This window comes from Duganella sp. AC917 (assembly GCF_979258245.1).
The window spans coordinates 2,244,036-2,263,382 of record NZ_OZ409848.1 but is presented as its reverse complement, the minus strand read 5'-3'; the positions used below and the strand labels follow the sequence as shown (position 1 = coordinate 2,263,382).

15 protein-coding genes and 1 pseudogene are annotated in these 19,347 nt (G+C 62.8%); 7 read left to right on the top strand and 9 right to left on the bottom strand.

Features of this window, described 5'->3' with window-relative positions:
• The first annotated feature begins 18 nt into the window (after positions 1-18).
• Complete coding sequence (locus ACZ0BA_RS09770) at positions 19-474, top strand: winged helix-turn-helix transcriptional regulator (protein WP_463451085.1); 456 nt, start codon at positions 19-21, stop codon at positions 472-474.
• Positions 475-517: 43 nt separating this feature from the next.
• Here ACZ0BA_RS09770 and ACZ0BA_RS09765 read toward each other — a convergent pair whose 3' ends face one another.
• From ACZ0BA_RS09765 to imuA, 4 genes are all read right to left on the bottom strand, one after another.
• On the bottom strand, positions 518-1,300 hold the full coding sequence (locus tag ACZ0BA_RS09765; protein WP_463451084.1) for an SOS response-associated peptidase family protein: 783 nt from the start codon (positions 1,298-1,300) through the stop codon (positions 518-520).
• A gap of 62 nt (positions 1,301-1,362) precedes the next feature.
• Entirely contained in the window at positions 1,363-4,491 is a 3,129-nt protein-coding gene (locus ACZ0BA_RS09760) for an error-prone DNA polymerase (protein ID WP_463451083.1), read from the bottom strand.
• Between the two features lie 24 nt (positions 4,492-4,515).
• The gene (locus ACZ0BA_RS09755) at positions 4,516-5,988 is read right to left on the bottom strand and encodes a Y-family DNA polymerase (RefSeq protein WP_463451082.1); all 1,473 of its coding nucleotides are present in this window, start codon (positions 5,986-5,988) and stop codon (positions 4,516-4,518) included.
• Positions 5,915-6,661 carry a translesion DNA synthesis-associated protein ImuA gene (imuA, locus tag ACZ0BA_RS09750; protein WP_463451081.1) on the bottom strand — a complete coding sequence of 249 codons (747 nt, stop codon included), beginning with the start codon at positions 6,659-6,661 and terminating at the stop codon, positions 5,915-5,917. The genes ACZ0BA_RS09755 and imuA overlap by 74 nt, the downstream gene beginning before the upstream one ends.
• A 396-nt stretch (positions 6,662-7,057) precedes the next feature.
• Between imuA and ACZ0BA_RS09745 the strand changes: the two genes are divergently transcribed.
• The 4 genes and pseudogenes from ACZ0BA_RS09745 to ACZ0BA_RS09730 all read left to right on the top strand — a co-directional run bounded on the left by ACZ0BA_RS09745 (position 7,058) and on the right by ACZ0BA_RS09730 (position 8,564).
• Complete coding sequence (locus ACZ0BA_RS09745) at positions 7,058-7,492, top strand: response regulator (protein ID WP_463451080.1); 435 nt, start codon at positions 7,058-7,060, stop codon at positions 7,490-7,492.
• A 109-nt stretch (positions 7,493-7,601) separates the two neighbouring features.
• Positions 7,602-7,889: pseudogene (locus ACZ0BA_RS09740) on the top strand (SDR family NAD(P)-dependent oxidoreductase); the annotation flags it as partial.
• A gap of 100 nt (positions 7,890-7,989) precedes the next feature.
• Positions 7,990-8,151: an SDR family oxidoreductase gene (locus ACZ0BA_RS09735; protein ID WP_463451079.1), complete on the top strand. Its 162-nt coding sequence runs from the start codon at positions 7,990-7,992 to the stop codon at positions 8,149-8,151.
• 146 nt (positions 8,152-8,297) lie between these two features.
• Positions 8,298-8,564, top strand: coding sequence for a hypothetical protein (locus ACZ0BA_RS09730; protein WP_463451078.1), 267 nt, complete (start codon positions 8,298-8,300; stop codon positions 8,562-8,564).
• A 19-nt stretch (positions 8,565-8,583) separates the two neighbouring features.
• On the opposite strand, the gene ACZ0BA_RS09725 is transcribed toward ACZ0BA_RS09730, so the two are convergent.
• The 5 genes from ACZ0BA_RS09725 to ACZ0BA_RS09705 all read right to left on the bottom strand — a co-directional run bounded on the left by ACZ0BA_RS09725 (position 8,584) and on the right by ACZ0BA_RS09705 (position 14,861).
• Positions 8,584-11,016, bottom strand: coding sequence for a TonB-dependent receptor (locus tag ACZ0BA_RS09725; protein WP_463454736.1), 2,433 nt, complete (start codon positions 11,014-11,016; stop codon positions 8,584-8,586).
• Between the two features lie 194 nt (positions 11,017-11,210).
• Positions 11,211-12,209, bottom strand: a complete 999-nt coding sequence (locus ACZ0BA_RS09720) for a FecR domain-containing protein (RefSeq protein ID WP_463451077.1) — start codon at positions 12,207-12,209, stop codon at positions 11,211-11,213.
• Complete coding sequence (locus ACZ0BA_RS09715) at positions 12,209-12,706, bottom strand: sigma-70 family RNA polymerase sigma factor (RefSeq protein ID WP_463451076.1); 498 nt, start codon at positions 12,704-12,706, stop codon at positions 12,209-12,211. The genes ACZ0BA_RS09720 and ACZ0BA_RS09715 overlap by 1 nt, the downstream gene beginning before the upstream one ends.
• Positions 12,707-12,856: 150 nt before the next feature.
• Positions 12,857-13,663 carry a hypothetical protein gene (locus ACZ0BA_RS09710; RefSeq protein ID WP_463451075.1) on the bottom strand — a complete coding sequence of 269 codons (807 nt, stop codon included), beginning with the start codon at positions 13,661-13,663 and terminating at the stop codon, positions 12,857-12,859.
• 214 nt (positions 13,664-13,877) lie between these two features.
• Positions 13,878-14,861 (bottom strand): glycoside hydrolase family 43 protein, encoded by a 984-nt coding sequence (locus ACZ0BA_RS09705; RefSeq protein ID WP_463451074.1) that lies wholly within the window; start codon positions 14,859-14,861, stop codon positions 13,878-13,880.
• A 216-nt stretch (positions 14,862-15,077) separates the two neighbouring features.
• On the opposite strand from ACZ0BA_RS09705, the gene ACZ0BA_RS09700 reads away from it, so the two are divergent.
• Positions 15,078-16,025 (top strand): alpha/beta hydrolase, encoded by a 948-nt coding sequence (locus ACZ0BA_RS09700; RefSeq protein ID WP_463451073.1) that lies wholly within the window; start codon positions 15,078-15,080, stop codon positions 16,023-16,025.
• A gap of 293 nt (positions 16,026-16,318) precedes the next feature.
• Positions 16,319-19,324, top strand: a complete 3,006-nt coding sequence (locus ACZ0BA_RS09695; RefSeq protein WP_463451072.1) for a TonB-dependent receptor plug domain-containing protein — start codon at positions 16,319-16,321, stop codon at positions 19,322-19,324.
• Positions 19,325-19,347 lie beyond the last annotated feature (23 nt).

Genomic DNA, 19,347 nt, shown 5'->3' with positions numbered 1-19,347 from the left:
GGCACAAAGTTGATACCCATGGATAAACTCATACACGGTCGTCCTTACGAAGAAACCGACGCCGGGCCACGCTTCAAACCTTGCGTACCGAACGGTGTGCTGGCCCGGCTGGGCGATAAATGGACGATCCTTGTGATTTCTCATCTTGCGGTGGCGCCTGGTCACCGGCTGCGTTTTTCGACACTCAAGAAAGGTATCGAAGGCATAACGCAGAGGATGCTCACGCTCACCGTCCGCAACCTTGAACGCGATGGCCTTCTGCTGCGGCATTATTTTCCCGAGGTTCCGCCGCGCGTGGAGTACGAGCTGACAGCCATGGGCGCTAGCATGCTTCCCGCGCTGGAAGGCTTTACAACTTGGATCCGCGATCACTGGCCGGAGATTCGCGAGGCCCGTGCCAGCTATGACGCGTTGCAAGACGTGCTACCCGCTCAAGAGAATGGAAAACTCATCAAGATATCGCCATTAAAATGAGCATGTCGTCATTCGTGGGCACATCCCGCATTGAATTGTTCAATCAAAACAAGCTTGGTTGGATTATCTCCGTCAGATTGGATTCCGTTTCATTTGGCATATCCTTTTTCGTCGGCGATTTGGGGGCCGGGCGCGCTCGTAGCAAGTCGGTAGGGTGCAGCTGGACGAGTGCTCTTGCAAATTCCGGATTCGTCGAACCGAGCCAGTCGTCGTAGTCTTCGGGGCGCAAAATGGCGACGCCACGTTTTTCTTTGTCCGAGTGGAACCGACGCAGCAGTGGGTGTTCGTTTGCGTTCAGCGTGAAATGGGTGAATGTGTGCTTGACGGTGCCATCCGTCTCTTCCCATGTGCGCCACATGCCAGGCAATCCGAACGGCTCACCGCTGGCCAGCTCTATGGCCCATCTTTCATGTTTTCCGGTCTCCCAGTTAGGCTCATAGACGGTAGTCGCCGGCACGATGCATAGCTGTTGTTGCAGCCAGAAGCGCTTATAATTTATCTTGCCGGTGACTTCCTCAAAACGCGCATTCATCGTATCCATCGGGATGCGCGGCGGCGCAGGCGGTTCTTTACCCTGCGCCTTGGCCTTGTCTACCGCGCGCAGGTACTTGTCTCGTTCCTCGTCGTTGAGCTTCTTGAGCGGACGATGGTTTTGAGGCACGAAGCCATATGTGCCGACCAAGCCTTTTCGTCTGCCTTGGTCATCGTGGACGATAAACGGGGCACTGTGGTCGCGGTAAATTTCATCCCGCCAGTCATCGCCAGCTTCTATCGGCGTACGGAACCAATCGAAGGCCAGTTGGCGGCTGACGGTGATGTAGTTCACGCACATACGATTTCCTTGGAGTGGATGGTTCGAAGCGCTAGTTTACTCTGGGTTTGGTTCCGTTAGTGGAAGTTGCGGCTACGCGTGTCGAGCTCTCCCAGCAGGTGCGACAGGTCAACCAGCCGCTTCGCCACCAGGTGCCGCACGTTGTTCGCGCACTGCCATTGTCCATAGACGCCCAGCAGGCGTGCGCTCATCACTTCGCGACGTTGCTGCTCCAGCAGGCTCGGCCAGACGATGACGTTGACGTTGCCCGTCTCGTCTTCGATGGTCAGGAAGACGACGCCCTTGGCCGTCTCGGGACGCTGTCGCACCGTCACGAGGCCGCAGCCGCGCGCCAGCCTTGCGTCGTCATACAGGTTCAGCACTTCAGCAGTCATGAAGCGCATGGCATGCAATCGTTCCCGCAGTAGTGTCAGCGGATGGCGGCCCAGCGTCAGACCCATATGGCGATAGTCCGCCACCAGTTCCTGGCCCTCGGAGGGCGCCTCGAGTATCAGTTCCTCCTCGACGATATGCGCCTGCCGCAGCAGATCCTTGTCAGGCGTGCTGCCAGCCGCGTTCCACATCGCCTGGCGGCGGTTGCCGCTGATCCCAGCCAAGGCGTTGGCGCTCGCCAGTAACTTGAGCTGCGCGGCGTCGATATCTGCCCGTACGCCAAGGTCGTGCAGCCCGCTGAACGGGCGCACGGCGCGGGCTTCCTCAATACGCCACGCCGCGTCGCGCTCCATGCCACGGATGATGTTAAGCCCGAGACGTACCGCCGGCTGCGCGCCCGAAGACGGTTCCAGCGTCGCCTCCCACTGGCTGATGTTGATGTCAAGGCCTCGGACCTCGACGCCGTGCCGGACGGCGTCCTGCACAAGTTGCGACGGGCTGTAAAATCCCATCGGCTGGCTATTGAGCAGCGCGGCAAGGAAGGCGGCCGGCTCATGGCATTTCATCCAGCTAGACGCATAGGCGAGCAGGGCGAAGCTGGCTGCGTGCGATTCGGGGAAACCGTATTCCGCGAATCCGCGTATCTGTCCGATGATGCCGGTGGCGAAATCATCGCTGTAGCCACGGGCGGCCATGCCCAGTTTGAGTTTGTCCTCGAATTGTTCCAAGCCGCCTTTGCGCTTCCAGGCCGCCATTGCGCGGCGCAGCTGGTCCGCTTCGCCGGCGGTGAAGCCAGCGGCCACCATTGCGATCTGCATGACCTGCTCCTGAAAAATCGGGATGCCAAGCGTTCGCGATAACACCGCCTCCATGTCCGGACTGGGGTAGCTGACCGGGTCAGCGCCCTCCCGCCGGCGCAGATACGGATGGATCATTCCGCCCTGGATCGGACCCGGACGGATGATCGCCACCTCGATCACCAGATCGTAGAATACCCGAGGTTTGAGACGCGGAAGCATCGACATCTGCGCCCGGCTCTCGATCTGGAAAACGCCGACGGTGTCGGCCCGGCAGATCATGTCATAGGTCGCCGTGTCTTCCTTCGGGATGTCCGCCAGTTCGAAGCGTTCGCCCCGCTGTTCTGAGACCAGATCCAGCGTGCGCCGCATGGCGCTCAGCATGCCCAGCGCCAGGATGTCGATTTTGAGCAGACCCACCGCGTCCAGGTCGTCCTTGTCCCACTGGACGATCGTGCGGTCTTCCATGCTGGCGTTTTCCACCGGGACGAGGCGAGACAGCTTGCTGTGCGAGATGACGAAACCGCCGGGGTGCTGCGACATGTGACGCGGGAAGCGCATCATGTGCTCGGCCAGGAAGGCCCACTTGTGCGCGACGTCGGACTCCGGATCGAGGCCGCAGCTGTGCATACGCTCGGCCAGTTCGGCGCGTCCGCCCCAGCCGTGATTGGCCTTTGCCACCTTGTCGACAATCGAGAGGTCCACGCCCAGCGCGGTGCCGACATCGCGCAGCACGCTCTTGGGCCGGTAGCTGATAACCACGGCGGTCAATGCCGCGCGAGTGCGGCCGTATTTGCGGTAGATGTACTGGATGACTTCCTCGCGCCGCTGGTGCTCGAAATCGACATCGATGTCGGGCGGTTCATTGCGCTCTTTCGAAATGAATCGTTCGAACAGCAGCGTGCCGCGCGAGGGATCGACTTCGGTCACGCCAAGGCAGTAGCACACGGCGCTGTTTGCCGCGGACCCGCGCCCCTGGCAGAGGATCTTGTTGGCGCGCGCGAATCGGACGATGTCGTACACCGTCAGGAAGTAGCTTTCGTAGGACATCTCGGCGATCAGTTCCAGCTCCTTTTCGATCACTTCCTGCACCTTGGCCGGGATGCCGGCGGGATAGCGCCAGTGGGCGCCGAGGTAGGCTTCCTGGCGAAGGTAGTCAGAAGGCGTCATTCCCTCCGGGACGATCTCCACCGGGTATTCGTAACGCAGCTCGTCCAGTGAGAAGGTGCACAGGTCAGCGACGCGCACCGTTTCATCGAGCGCGGCGCGCGAGTACAGATTGCCTAGCCTGACGCGCGAGCGCAGGTGCTGCTCCGCGTTGGAGGCGAGCCGGTAGCCGCAACGCGCCACTGGCACGCCGTGGCGTATGGCGGTCATGGTGTCCTGGAGTGGTTTGGCCGAGCGTACGTGCATGACCACGTCGCCAGTCGCCACCACCGGCAGATCGAATTGCGCGGCGACCGAGATGACAGCGTTGCGATGCTGTTCGTCGCGCGAGCGGAAGTGCAGCGTCAATGCGATACGCGCGCGACCAGCCGCGCACTGCAGCAGCCACGCCGCCTGGCGTTCCAGTACATCGACTGCCACGCCGTAGCGCGGCAGCAGGATCAGCTGACAATCGGGCATTCCGCGCAGCGCAACTAGGTCAGGGGGCGGGGCCGCGATGTCGCGCGGACGAACCAGATATTCGCCTTTCTTCGCCCGCCTGCGCGCGACGGTGATCAACTCGCACAAATTGCCGTAGCCGTTTTTGTTCATCGCCAGGATCAACAACGAGAAGGCCGGCGTGCCGTCTTCCGGTGTGATCAGCATCTGGCTGCCGACGATCAGTTTCAAACCCGCTTCCTTGGCCGCCACATGCGCTTTGACGACGCCGGCCACGGTGCATTCGTCGGCGATCGCCAGCGCGTGATAACCGAGGCTAGTGGCGCGCTGCACCAGCTGCTCCGGCGCAGAGGAGCCATGCAGGAACGTGTAGTGGCTGACGCATTGCAGCTCGGCGTACGAGGGAAGCATGGAGGCGCTCATGACAGCCGGAGGTCAGGCGTATAGCCCGTGCAGAAACCAGCGCGCGTTCTGCGTGCGTTCCAGATAAATCCAATAACAGGTGGCGTCCTTGCCCTGTGCGACGTAGTAGTCGCGCGCCACGGTTTGGTCGTCCCACCAACCGGCCTCCAGGCGCTCCGGCCCACGTATCAACTTGAGCGGGCTACCGTAGAATGGGCGCTCCTGCCGCATCAGCAGCGGTATCGGTTTCGGCAGCACGAGGGATGGTCGTTCAAGCGGTTCCTCGTCGTCCGCTAATTTCCGGACATTGGCGGTGGCGGGCCCCCAGGTGTTGCACTGCTCCGGACGATGATCAGGAGAGATGACCGGCGTGAGCACGTTTTCGGGTCCGAGTCTGGCCGACAGCAATTCAAGCAGTCGTGCAAAGTCGGCGGGAGAGCCACCCGGTTCCGGGAACAGTTGATCCGTCGGCACCTGCATCGGCTGGAGCTGTCCAGCTTCCAGCCGCAATCCGATCACTGGCGCGGTCAACTCGATCTTCGCCAGGCGCTCCTTCAATAGTCGCAGCAAGTGCGGCTCTTTCCATGCCGGTTCGGCCAAGGTGATCTCAAGCGGCGTCGGCGCCACCGCAGCGCGGCCACGTTCGTGCTCCATCAGCAACGTGAAGCTGCCCACCGCGAGCTGTCGCGCGTTCAGCCATCCGGTCAGTTGCAGGATCAAGGTCGTCGCGCCATGCATCAGCGCCTCTGCATGCTCGATGCGGTCGAACGTTTCGACATGCGCGGAGAAGTGCTCGGGCACCGCCATCCATCGTTGCATCTCGTCCACATCACCGTAGGCGTGATCGAGCACACGTATCAGCTGCTTGCTCGTTCGCCGCAGCAGGCCGGTACGCGGGAGCCGTCGCAGAGCGCCCAAGTCGACCGCGCCGATACCGTCGAACCAGCCGAGGAAGGGCTGGGCCGCTGGCAGGATCCCGCACGGTAGACGATCCAGGCGGGGCGCCATCGTCGCCAGTTGCAAGCAACGCCGGTGGGGCGGCCTGCGTTGATGTGTCGCGTGCGCGAGCAGCCATGCGCCTTGTGCCGTCGGCGCCGCGCCGAGGGATGCGGTGAAGCCGAGCCGTCGTATGCTGCTGCGGACCAGGTGGCACAGCGCCAGCGGCCCGCCGAAAAGGCGCAGGCTTGGTCCCACATCGAGCAGCACGGTGAAGTTTTCCGTGAATGCCACGTCGGGCGTGAACTGCAACATCGCCAGGGCGATGGCGTCCAGCGCGCGCGCCTCTTTCTCGGGCTCGCGGTCGAGCATGATGGTGCCGGGTGCGATCGTCGCCACGCCGCCGCAGCGCATGCCGGAACGCACGCCGGCTTGCATCGCTTGCTTCGAGGCGACCAGCACCTGTTCACTATCCATCACGGCGTAAGGCCCAGGTTCAGACCAGGACGGGCGCAGCGTTTCGAGCGGTAACAACGGCAGGTACAAACTTAACAGCAGGGGCGTTTTCATGATGCAGGGGATGACGGCCGGCAGGCATATCGGGAAGCGGAATAAACAGGGTTTTGTCGGACGCCGGGCCACGGCGCTTTAACACGTCGACGGCGACGCCGCCCAACGCCGGCCGCAGGCCGAGCCGCAACGGGGCAGGGGAGGCCTCGCTGGCGCACGCCATCGGTCGCATCAGCCAGAACCAGATCTCCGAGCCTTGCGCCGCCAGATTCAGGCGGCGCAGGGATTCCGAACGGATATGGTTTTGCCAGAAGACGACGGCGCCGCAACTACCGTTTTTAAGGATCTGTTCCGTCGTCCACAAGGCGTCGCCGGTGTTCGAGGAGCGTATCCACAGCAAACGGCTGGTGTCGATACCCCACGTCTTGAACGCTTGCGCGTGCGGGATGTAAGGCGGCTGCACAAGCGCGATACGTTGTTTCTTCGCAAGGTTGGCCAGCAACGGTTTTAGCAGCTGCAGTTCACCGATGCCTGATTGTTGCAGCATGAGCTCCACCAGCGATGATCGCGGCCAGCCACGGTTGGGCAATTCCAGGTCGAGCGCCGCGTGGCCTGTTGAGGCGGTCGCAGCGCGGGAGACCGCCAGCTCGCTGGCGCGCCAGACGTCCGCGAACAGCGCCGGATTGGTGGCGTTCGCTGGGGCGTGCTGTTGTTGGAGCGTGGCGCAAAGCATGGCAATGTGTAGACTCGAAAGAGACCGTTATCAACTTAATACTGTATGGATATACAGTGTAAGTGGGAAATCGAGATTCCGCAAGTCTGCCTGCGAGAACCAGCATGGTGATTTGGTGATTTGATGTGCGGGTGCTAACAGCCGCTCCCGGACGCCGTGCGACGCTCCTGGCAACGGGCCTCAACTCCGCCGTTTCAGGCCAGATTTGCCGACAGATGTGCCCACAAGCATGAATTGTGTTGTAAATGTCAGATCCAGCAGATTTGCGATTGTTTGTTCCAGGGGTTCTACACTAAGATAGTGGCTATACAATTGCAATTTGATGCCCCGAGCCGCAGCAGATTGCCTTCGTCGGCCCTAGCTTCGCCGATCGCATTCTGCCAATATCGGCCTACCATGACACATCCTGCAGTAGAACGTTCCATTCTCGTTGTTGACGATAACCGCGAGGCCGCCGACCTCATGGTCGAATTATTAACGCTCTGCGGGCATACGGCAGTTGCTGCGTATAGCGGCGCAGACGGCATTTCTCTGGCAGAGCGATTCAGGCCTGAAATCATCTTGCTGGACTTGACCATGCCGGTCATGGATGGCTTTGCGGTTGCGAAAACGCTTCGCGAATCCGAATTGTTCCGTGGAGCTGTTCTGGTCGCATTCACCGCGCGCAGCGATCCGATCACAACTGCGCGAATTGCCAGCGAGGGATTTGATTATCATCTCCCCAAGCCGGTTTCGATTGGACGAGTAATGGATGTCATCTCCAAGGCACGCAATCAGATTGCGTTGGCGAACGACGCTTTGCTGAATCGCTACACGTCGGAGCGTGTTTGACGGATGTACGCTGTAAGCGAAATTCACCTCATCGATTCTATTACTTCGAGATTAATCGGCTGTGCGGCCACAGACCAAACCGGTTGATCTTTCGACTTCCATATCGCGGATGGCGTCCGACAGCACGAGATCGACCTTTCGTTTTGAAGGCAAAGTCGTGATTGTCACGGGCGCCGGATCGGGCATCGGCGCAGCGACGGCGCAGCGCTTTCTGCAGGAGGGCGCGCTGGTCACGTTGAACGGTCGGCGCGAGCACAAGCTGCGCGAGACGCTGGTCGGCTTCGATCCAGCCCGGGCGCTGATCCACCCGGGCGACGTCTCCGACGAGTCTTACGTGAACCAGATGGTGGCGGACACGGTGGCGCGATTCGGCAAGCTCGATGTTCTGGTCAACAACGCCGGCATGGCCATCTTCGGCCCGTTCGAGCAGACCACCACGCCCGACTGCCGCCGAGTTCGGGAAAAACGAGGCGCTCCTGGCCGCTTTCCGCGACCGCATGCCCGCCGGCCGCGCCGCCACGCCAGCCGAAATTGCCGGTGTGATCGCGTTCCTGGCCAGCGACGATGCCCAATTTATCAACGGTGCGATTGTCCCGGTGGATGGCCTGAACGCGTCCAACGGCCAGCCCAATTTCCTGTCGCTGTTTGCAGCTGCCTGAATTCAAGATAAGAGCGGGTAGACTGAGCCGCGACTGGGGTTTTCTGACGCCCGCGCAGGATACCCGACACTATCGTCCACATGTGAGCTATCGAACAGTGCGCTGCCGAGCCAGGATGGAAACTCTCCTGGTGGAGGGTATTAACGATGACTGGCAAAGACGGGAAAGATGCTCACGATGGCGGGGCCGACCGGCGGGTCGATGGTCCGGTGGAGGTGATCGACGAAGGTGTCGTGATCGCCGCCGTCGACGGTGTTGGGCCCGCTATCGACCACATGGCGAAAGCGGGCGTGGACCGCAGCACCGCCTTGCGCGTGATGTCCGGCCCGGAGTATCACCGCGAGCCGCAGAACGGAACGGTATCAAGAGTCCTGCAATATATCGCTGCCCGGCTATGGCCACGAAAGGGCTGACAAACGTCGCGGCGCCTGCTTACCAGCGGCGGTTGTAGGCGACGCTCAACACGGCGCCCGGTGCCGGCAAGCGGCTGCTGTTGTTGCTGTTGCGCATGAGCTGGCTGTAGGCGGGCAGGTAGTAGCGGTCCAGCAGGTTTTCGATGCCGATAGCGACAGCGTCGCGCTGCGTGAACTGATAGCGGCTGATCAGGTCCAACGTGGTGTAGCTGGTGACCTCGCGGCGGCCGAAGCCGGTCACGCCGTTCAGGCGCGAGTCGCGGGCGCCATAATGAGTCGCCTGCAAACGGCTGCTCCAGCTGGCGCCGGGCTTGAGCTGTACGTAGGCGGTCACTTTGGTCGGTGGAATGCGGTAGCCCGTCATGACCTGGTCGCGCTCGCTGCCTTGCGGCGTTTCTCGGCCCGACATCATCGTCAGCGTGCCGCCATAACCCCACGCGCTGGCTTGCGGCAGATAGTCGAGGGTCGCTTCCAGGCCGCGCACCTTTTCGGCGGTGCGGGTCAGGATCAGGCCGTTGTTAAAGCTTTGTACGTCGCCCAGTTTGGAGGTGGTGCGGAACAGCGCCAGCGTGCCCAGCAGCTCGCCCACGCCACCGCGCCAGCCCAACTCGTAGTTGTTGGTCTTGACCGGTTGCAGCGCCGACGAGGCGAGGTCGAACGCGGGCGTGGCGTTGCGGATCTGCAGGCCCATGTCGGGCAGCTGGAAGCCCTGGCTGAACGAGGCGTACAGCTCCTGCCCCCGGACCGGTTTGAACACCGCGCCGACATTGGACATCCAGGCGTCGAACGCCAGCGCGCCGCCGCGCACCTGGCGCGGCGTGGCGGCGCGGATCTGCGACAGCGGCACGAAATCGTCGAACCGCGCGCGCGCGTGCTCGTAGCGCAGGCCGCCTTCGAGCGCCCACTGCGCGTTCAGCTTGTACTGCAGCTGGCCAAAGCCGCCGATGCTGCGCGTGGTCAGCGGCGGCATGTACAGCATCGTCCTGCTCAGCTCGAAGGCGACGCCGCCGCTGGCGTCGTACGCTGCGGCGCTGAAGAAGTCGTCGGGCATGTCGCTGCGCTCCTGGTTGAAGTCCAGACCCCACAACATTTTGAGCTGGTTCGTTAGCGGCGAATCGACCGTGGCGCGGCCGCCCCAGACGGTGGAGTTTTGCATCACCTGGTCGACGTTGTTGCCACGCGTCGACACCGCGCGGGCGTCGAACGGCGTGAAACGGGTGAAATAATCGCGGTAGTACAACTGGGTCGACAGCGAACTGCCGGCGATGCCGCTGTGCTGGTAGCTCGCGCTCAGCAGCGTGTTGCGCAGCTGGTTCTGGTCCTCCAGGCGCAGCCCTTTGAGCGGTCGCGCGACCGCTGCGCCGGCCGGCAAGCGGGTCACCGACGGATCGGAGCCGTAGTCGCTGTCCTGCTCGGCGACATAGCGGCTGGCGGCGAACTGCACGCGCTGGTCGCGGTCGATGCGCAAGCCGATCTTGCCGCCGACGGTGTAGTTGTCGCTGTCGAACAGGTCGCCCTGGCTGGGCTCGGGAGCGATGCGCTTGCCTTTGCCGTCGTACGAGGCGCCGATATGCTGCAGGCCGACGTTGAATGCGTAGTCGAGCGCACCGTTGGCGCCGGACATGTAGTGGCTGGCTTCGCCGCCCAGGCCGTCGCTGCCGATGCGCGACAGCGGCGAGCGCAGCGACAAGGTGCTTTCCGCGTGCGGCGCGCCGCCGGCCGGCCGCGTGGTGATTGCGATGATGCCGCCGCTGGCGCCGGCGCCGTAGATGGCGCTGCTGCCGCGCAGCACTTCGACCTTGTCGATGCTGGCCAGGTTCAGCGCCGCCATATTGCGCGCGGAGTCGCGGTTGGTGTTGAGCGGAATGCCGTCGACCAGCACCAGCGTGTTGCGTCCGCGCAGCGTCTGGCCGTAGTCGGTGATGGTGCGGCTGGAATCTGCCATGCCCGGCACGGCTTTGCTCAGCACGGTGGCCAGGCTGTCGGAGGCCTGGCGCAGCTCGTTGAACTCGTCGCGCTCGATCACGGTGCTTTGCCGGGTTGGCCGGATCATGGTGCTGTTGGTGCGCTGCGCGGTCACCTCGACCGCCGGCAATTCCACCAGCGGACGCTCGCTGCGGGCGTCGGTGCCAGTGCTGGCGCCTGGCACGCCGTCGGCGGTTGCCAGCGGCGCGGCCTTGAGCGTGTAGCCGCCGTTGGCCAGCCGTTGCGCCTGCAGGCCGCTACCTTGCAGCAACCGGGCGAAACCGTGGACGACGGACACTGTGCCGCGCAATCCCTTGCTGGTTTTACCTTCCAATCGCTGGCTGTCGTACGACAGCGCCACGCCGGCGTCGGCGGCAAACCTGGACAGCGCCTGGCCCAGCGGGCCGGCGGGAATGTCGCGATACACGGCGGCATCCGTTGCGGCCTGTGCCTGCGCCAGCGGCGACAACGCGACCGCGGCCAGCATCGCTGACGCGCAGTGGAGCGCCATGGCGAACGCCGCGCGCTGGCGGGCGGTCGCGCCCGGATGACGCCCGCCGGACGCTAGCGCAGTCCCCGGGTTTTGCTGCTGATAATTCATTCAAAGCCTTTCGTTCATCAAATGTGCCGCTCTTATCTGATATGTCGAACGAGAGTTTAAAAAGGCTCATCTTTTTTGATTTATTTTGAAGTGGGTCCGACCCGCGCCCAATAACGGGTGAAATATCGGGTCTCCACCGGCAGGGTTTGCTCCAGCATCGACAGCGTCAAGGCGGTGTCGGCTAATGGAAATGCGCCCGACACCGGCAGCCGGGCGACGGCCGGGTCGCACTGCAGCGTGCCGCGCCGGTAGCGGTTCAGTTCGGCCAGGAATTGCGCCATCGGCATGCGGTCGGCGACCAGCATGCCTTGCTTCCAGGCGGTGTCGATCTCGTCGGCGGCAGCGGTGGCGTCGATCTGCGAGCGCGAAAAGGCTGTTTGCCGGCCGGCGGTGACGATCGCCCGGGCCGACGCCGTGTCGCGCGGGCTGACCTCCACGGCGCCCGCGAACACGGCCACACGGCTACGGTCGTCGAGCTGGCGCACAGTGAAGCGCGTGCCGAGCGCGCGGACGGCGCCTTCGCCGACGGTGACCAGAAACGGGCGGGGTGGCTGGGCGGCGTCGCTGGCGGTGGTGACCAGGATTTCGCCGCGCCGCAGATGGATGGTGCGGCGGTCGCGGTCGAATTCGACGTCGATGCGTGTGTCGGTGTTCAAGGTGACCTGGGTGCCGTCGTCGAGCAGGATGTCGCGGCGTTCGCCGATGGCGGTGCGGTGGTCCCCGGTTTGCGGCCAAGGGGTGTAGCGGTAGGTAAGCCAACCGATCGGCGCCGCCACCAGCAGCGCCGCGAGCAGCTTGACGGCGGTGCGCCGTTCAGGCGCGGGCATGTTCTTGAGTGCGGTTGCGCCCGACGCCGGCAGGCCGTCGAATTTTTGTAGCAGGGAGGCGGCTTTTTGCCACGCCCGTTCATGTTCTTCGCTGCGCTGGCGCCAGGCCGCCAGTTGCTCGCGCTGATGCGGACTCAGCGGACCGTCGTGCAATTCCATCAGCCAGGTGGCGGCCTCGGTCAGCACCTGCGGCGAGATGGCCGCGCTATCCGGCCCCGTACGCTCCTCTGCTTGCGCCACGGTTCGCAGCACTACAGCGCCACCAGGCAGCGGCGGAACGCCAGGACCATGTGCCGCTTGACCGTGCTCAGCGATAGGTTCAGCAACGCGCAGATGTCGGCGTAGCACAGGCCGTCAAGCTGGGCCAGCAGGAACACTTGCCGCGCCGTGCTCGGCAACCTGTCGAGGATGCCGTCTATCTCGGTCAGCGTCTCCAGCACGGCCAACCGGTCCTCTGGCGACGGCTGGACCGGCTCGGGTAGCGCGGCCAGCGCGTCGAGATAGGCCTGTTCGAGTTGCCGGCGGCGCAGGTGGCTGTTGAGCAAGCCCTTGGCCACCGCCGTCAGATACGCGCGCGGCTCGCGCAGATCGTGCGGCAAGCGGGCGCTCAGTATCCGCAGAAAGGTGTCATGGGCCAAGTCGGCTCCGAGGTTTCTGCAGTTGAGCTTGTGACCCAGCCACGAAGCCAGCCAGCCGTGATGCTCGGTATAAAGTGCGCCTATTTGTCGATGCGCATCAACGTTGGACATGATGGGTTTCCATTCGGCGAAGGGGACGCTTCAAAGCTTAATGAGAATTATTCTCACTATAACTTGAGTTGTGCGGTTTTAGCAACCGTTCTCGGGCGGTCGTTTCTGCGGCGACGGATTTGCTTGTCCAGCCTGCGAGTGCGTGGGGGGTTAGGCGGAAAACATTCTGAGGAGGGAGGGGAGCAACTGGGAGAGGAAGATCGCGCCGACTACCCAAACGATGATCGAGGTCTTCGCTTCTGCAATGTCCGTCTTTGTCGCTGCCCTGGCTTCGGCGATGTCGGCCTGAGTGAGAGATCGTAATTCCACAATCTCGGCCTTTGTTGCGGATCTTGCTGCCGCAATATCTGCTTGATTGGCAGCTCTTGCTTCTGCAATCTCGGCCTTAGTATCGGCGCTTGATTCCGCAATCTCGGCCTTAGTATCGGCTCTTGATTCCGCAATCCCGGCCCTAGTGTCGGCTCTTGCTTCCGCAATATCGGCTTTAGTGGTGGCGCTGAGTGCGGCAATATCCGCCCTGTTGGCGGCGCCTAATGCAGCAATATCTGCCTTGGTAGTAGCACCTAATGCAGCAATATCAGCCTTGGTAGTAGCGCCTAATGCAGCAATATCAGCCTTGGTAGTGGCACCCAATTCTGCAATATCTGCCTCGGTGGCAGCCCTTAATTCTGCAATATCGGCTTGAGTGGCAACCCTTAACGCAGCAATATCAGCATGGGTGGCGTACCTTAACTCTGCAAGATCCGCTTTGAACGCGGCTCTTGATTCTACGATATCGGCCTTGGTTGCACCGTTCGCAATAATAACGGCGACATCAATTTTGATGGCGGTAATGTTGGCTTCGAGTTTTTCGACGCGCGTCTCCATTCCCCCATCATAGGGCGGCTCGCCTCCACCCGCAACTTCGCCAGGCTTCGGATCGATTTTTCGTTTCTCTGGCAACGGTTGGCTATTCATTTCCAAGTCTCCAGCTGTCTGCGTGTTTGATCCACCAGATCGTAAAAGGTTCCGTCCGCATCGCCGCAGCCGCGCGGAATGCCGGAAGAGCACTAAAAACTATAGCGCGCGACGGTGGGCAGGTTGGACATGGGTCAAGCACGTCTCTGTGAGCCGTGCCTGACCAAAATCAACGGGGAATGGGTAGAGTGGACAGGCTGCTTTAGGACTGGGCTCAACGCGCCGGAGGTGGTGCGCTCACGCCCGCGTCGGTCTGCACCACGGGCTTCATGGTGCCGTCGGCGTTGTACTGCAAATGCTCGACAGTGACGGCGCGGCGTCCGATCGCTCCGTTCATGTCGCCGATCGCCAGGGTGGCGTTGTGCAGGAACAGATACCAGTTATCCTTGAACTGAACGATGCCGGGGTGAATGGTGAAACTGTATTTCCCGGAACCGGTCAGCAGGCCGCGATAGGTCCAGGGGCCGGTGATCGAAGGCGCGGTCGAATACGACACATGCTCGTCGCGCTGCGTGGTGCGGTCGAGCGATGCATAAGTCAGGTAATACAGCGCGCCGCGCTTGTGCAGCCAGGGGCCTTCCTCGAAGTGGGGCGGGGTGATCTCCTGTATCGGTCCATCGAGCTCGACCATGTTGGGCTTGAGCCTGGCGATGTAGCACTGGCGGTTGCCCCATGCGAGCCAGCTGGTGCCGTCATCATCGGTGAACACGGTGGGATCGATGTCTTCCCAGCTATGGGTGCCCTTGGGCGTCATCTTGTTCGTCACGAGCGCCGAGCCGCGCGCGTCCACGAAAGGGCCGGTCGGCTGGTCCGATACCGCCACCGCGATCGCCTTGCCGGGATTGGTGGCATCATGCTCGACAGCGGCGTAGAAATAGAACTTGCCGTTTTTCTCGATGGTTTGCGAAGCCCAGGCATCTGCTTTGGCCCACTTGAAATCCTTCACGTTCATGATGGGCGCGTGGCTGGTCCAAGTGCGCATGTCCTTGGTCGAGTAGACCAGCCATTCGCGCATGTTGAACATCTCGTCGCGCTGCGCCTCGTCATGTCCGACGTACAAATACAGGGTATCGCCGACCACCAGCGGCGCGGGATCGGCGGTGAATTTGTCGCGGATGATGGGGTTCGAACCAGCTGGCGCGCCCGGCGCGGCATGCACGGCGGCCGCCAGCGCAACAGATCCTGCACAGAGCGCCATCCATGCCCGGCTTCGTCGCGGGCACACTTTTCCTTCGTTCTGCATTGTCGTCTCCACTATTTTTTTCTCGCACCGCTATCGCAATCATTCCCTAACACGAAATGATATGCGCTAACATTGGCGTGCTTTTATGGTAACTGTGGAGTCAAACGAAGTCCAACAATATTTCCCGGATGACGGATCAGCCTGTCCGGAAAACCATATGGAGACGAAAAAATGACCTTGGCAACACCCCTGAAAACGCGGGCAGAGGCGGCTGGCAGCACTGCTGTGGCGGCACTCCTGGCCTGCACATTGGCCGGCGCGGCGTGGGCGGGAGAAGACGTCATGACGCCGATCCCGGCGCCTGCCCAGCCCGACGCGATCACCCTGGATACGGGCGCGCTGCCCGGCGCGACCGCACCGGAAAGCTGGCACCGCCAATACGGCAGTGTGTTCGCCCGCAACGTCACGGTCGCCACGCTGACGCCGGTTCTGCCTACTGCGGCGAAGGCGACCGGCGCCGCCGTCATCGTCGCACCCGGTGGCGGTTTCCGAACGCTGTCGATGGATAACGAAGGTTGGGCGGTGGCCCGGGCGCTGGCCGACAAGGGCGTTGCGGCGTTCGTGCTGAAGTACCGGCTGAACCAGACGCCAGCGGACATGGCCGGCTTCGAGCGTTCAATGGCGGAGATGTTTTCGGCCACGGCAAAGCGGCCGCCGGCCCCGCAGGATCCGGCAGCGGCCTATGCGCCGCAGATCGCCGACGCCCGCGCCGCGTTCGCGCTGGTGCGCGCGCGCGCCAGGCAATGGCATGTGGACGCCGACCGCGTCGGCATGCTCGGCTTTTCCGCCGGCGCGATGCTGACCATGGCGACCGCGCTGCATGGGCAGGATGCGAAGCCGGCCTTTATCGCCAACATCTACGGACCCTTGTCGACGGTGGCGGTGCCGGCGGATGCGCCGCCGCTGTTCGTCGCGCTGGCTGCCGACGATCCATTTTTCGGCAACGCCGGTTTCGGCCTGATCGAGAGCTGGCGCGGCGCCAAGCGGCCCGTGGAGTTCCACCTGTATGAGCAGGGCGGCCATGGATTCGGCATGTACCAGAAGACCACCACCAGCACCGGATGGTTCGACGGTTTCACCCGCTGGCTGGGGATGCATGGTTACCTCAAGCCGCTTTAACAACGGCTGCGCGTGGCCGCCTGACCACAATCGGCCACGCTCCGAAGTCGCGGTCGGGCGATGTTAGCGCTTGTCATTTTATCGATAACGTTCTATGACAGCGCAAGTCAGGCATATCATTTTGGATATCGCAAGCGGAAAAAAAGTTATTGGTTATTCGACAATCAGGTAGCTACATTCAAATTGTTATTCGCTAAACGGAGGTGACCACAACGACACCGGCAGTTCGGAAGCGGGGCGGCCAGATCGACCGCCGACAGCACAACACACTATAAAAAACAGATGGAGACCAAATGAAAATACCATGTCAACGCAGCTTGATGCATCTCGCCGTCGCCGGGGCCTGTGCGATGTTTGCCATGCCGGGCCACGCCCAGCAGACGCCGACCGCGCCGGACGCTCCTGTTAGCGCTACCAGCTCCAATGACGGCAACCGTCCCGAAGCGCAGACCGCAACAGCCGTACCAGCCACAACCGTACCAGCCACAACCGCGACCAACGCCGCGACGCCGGAAAACACCGTGGTGGTCTCCGGCTCGCGCATCGCCGCGCGCGGGTTCAACCAGCCGACCCCGACAACCAGCCTGACCAGCGCCGACCTCGACAAGGCCGCCAAGCCCAATCTGTTCGAGACGCTGACCGAGCTGCCGGCGCTGCAAGGCAGCACCGGCCGCACCGTCAACACCTTTAGCACCTCGAGCGGCCTGCAGGGTCTGTCGTCGCTGTCGCTGCGCGGCCTCGGCACCAACCGCACGCTGACGCTGCTCGACGGTCAGCGCGTGGTCGGCGCCAACGTTACCGGTGTGACCGACGTCAGCCAGTTCCCGCAGTTGCTGGTCAAGCGCGTGGACGTGGTCACCGGCGGCGCCTCGGCGTCCTACGGCTCGGACGCCATCGGCGGCGTGGTCAACTTCATCACCGACAAAAAATTTAATGGCTTCAAGGCCCACGTCGGCGGCGGCATGACCACCTACGGCGACGACAAGAACGGCACTGTGCAGGCCGCCTGGGGCAAAGCCTTTGCCGACGACCGCCTGCACGTAACCGTCAGCGGCGAGTTCACCAAGCAGGGCGGCATCGATTCGCCCGGCTTCGGCGAGGTCGGCCCGAACGGCCGTGACTGGTACAAGAATCCGGCGCTGCAGGAGTCCACCAAGGATATGCAGGCAGCCGGCCTGCCGCGCTACACCAGCATCCTGCACGCGCAGCAGGTGCAGTACGCTAAATACGGCCTGATCACCGGCGGCGCGCTGCGCGGGACGGCATTCGCGGCCAACGGTTCGCCTTATCCGTTCCAGTACGGTACCAACTGCGTCGGCAACTTCTGCGTCGGCGGCGACCTGTCCGGCAGCGTCGGCGCCGGCACCAACCTGGCGATGAACTTCAAGCGCAAGGTGGCCTACACGCGCGTGTCGTGGGACCTGGACGCGGACAACGAGATCTATGTCACCGGCAACTGGGCCGAGGTGACGTCGGTATTCTCGCCGAGCCCGGGCGCTGCCAAGCAGGGCAACCTGGCCATCAAGTGCGACAACGCCTTCCTGCCGGCCTCGGTGGCGGCCGGTTGCGCCGCCGGCTATCCGGGCGGGACCATGCCGGTCGGCACCGCCAATGCGCAGTTCCCCGAGCTCATCAACGTCCATCCGACCCGCACCCAGCACCGGGTCGTGGTGGGTGCCAACGGCAAGTTCGGCCTGTTCGGCAAGGAGTGGTCGTACGACGCCTACGCCGAGCACGGTGAGAACACCACCGTGCTGCAGGTGCACGACATCACGCTCAATCCGCGCTACAACTTCGCCATCGACGGCGTGCGCGACGCTGCCACCGGCCAGATCGTCTGCCGTAGCGCGGCGGCGCGCGCGGCCGGCTGCTTGCCGATCAACATCTTCGGTAACAACCCGATTGACGCCACGACCTGGAATTACATCGCTCCGGAAAACGGGCCGCGCCAGCACACCGATTCGAGTCAGAATGTTGTTAGCGCTAACATCAACGGTACGGTGGCCGAGGGCTGGGCCGGGCCGATTTCGCTGGCGTTCGGCGCCGAGTGGCGGCGCGAGAAATACTCGGTTTACGGCGATCCTTACGGCGCGGGCGTGGCCTACGAATCGCCGTACAGCGGCAGCTATCCGCAGGACCCGACCTTGTCGGCCACCGGCGATAACTGGTTCGCCGGTAACTATCACAACGGCAAGGGCTCGTTCAACGTCAAGGAGGCGTATGTCGAGTTCAACATTCCGTTCCTGAAATCGGCGACCTGGGGTGAGGCCAACCTCAACCTGGCCGACCGTGAGGAGAAGTACAGCACGGCCGGCAAGGCTCGCGCCTGGAAACTGGGCGCCACGTGGCAGACGCCGATCGACGGCCTGCGTTTGCGGGCGGTCAGTTCGGCCGACGTGCGGGCGCCCAACCTGAGCGAGCTGTTCGCCGCCACCACGGTCACCAACCAGGCGGTCAACAACAACCAAGGCCAATCGATCCAGGTCCAGCAGCGCAACGTCGGCAACCCGGACCTGAAGCCTGAGAGCGCCCGCAACAATTCGTTTGGCGTGGTCCTCAGCCAACCGAGCTGGGCGCGTAACTTCAACCTGTCGATCGATTACTACGACATCAAGGTCAAGAATGTGATCAACTCGCTGGGGCCGCAACAGGAAGTCGACCTGTGCTACGCCGGCTTCCAGCAAGTGTGCTCGGCCGTGTCGATCAACGGTCCGGCAGGCACCAACTTCGTGTTGGCTCAAGCGTTCAACTTTGCCTCGCTGCACACGCGCGGCATCGACTTCGAAGCCGCCTATCGCGCCAACCTGAGCGACTACGGCCTGCCGGGCACGTTGACCTTGCGGGGACTGGCCAGCCGCATGATCCACTCGGTCTCGGACCCGGGCCTGCCTGGCACGATACCGAGCGAGGGCGCCGGCAACATGTTCGGCAGCACGCCGAAGTGGAAAGCGCTGTTGCAGCAGTCGTGGGACTACGGCAAGCTGGGCGTGACGTTGTCGCAGCGCTGGATCAGCGCCGGCGTGTACAACAACGAGTACATCGAGTGCCAAACCAACTGCCCGCTGCCGACGGCGGCGCACCCGACCATCTACGACAACCATATCCCCGGTGCGGTCTATGTGGATTTCGGCGCGACCTACAAGTTCTCGCCGCAAATCACCGTCTACGGCAAGATCGACAACCTGGCCGACCGCGCCCCGGTGCTGCTGCCGCAGACCAACCTGAGCTACGGCATCAACCCGGCCATCTATGACGTGGTGGGCCGTACCTACCGCGCCGGCGTGCGGATGGCGTTCTAAGATGGATCGAAAGTTCTCTACGC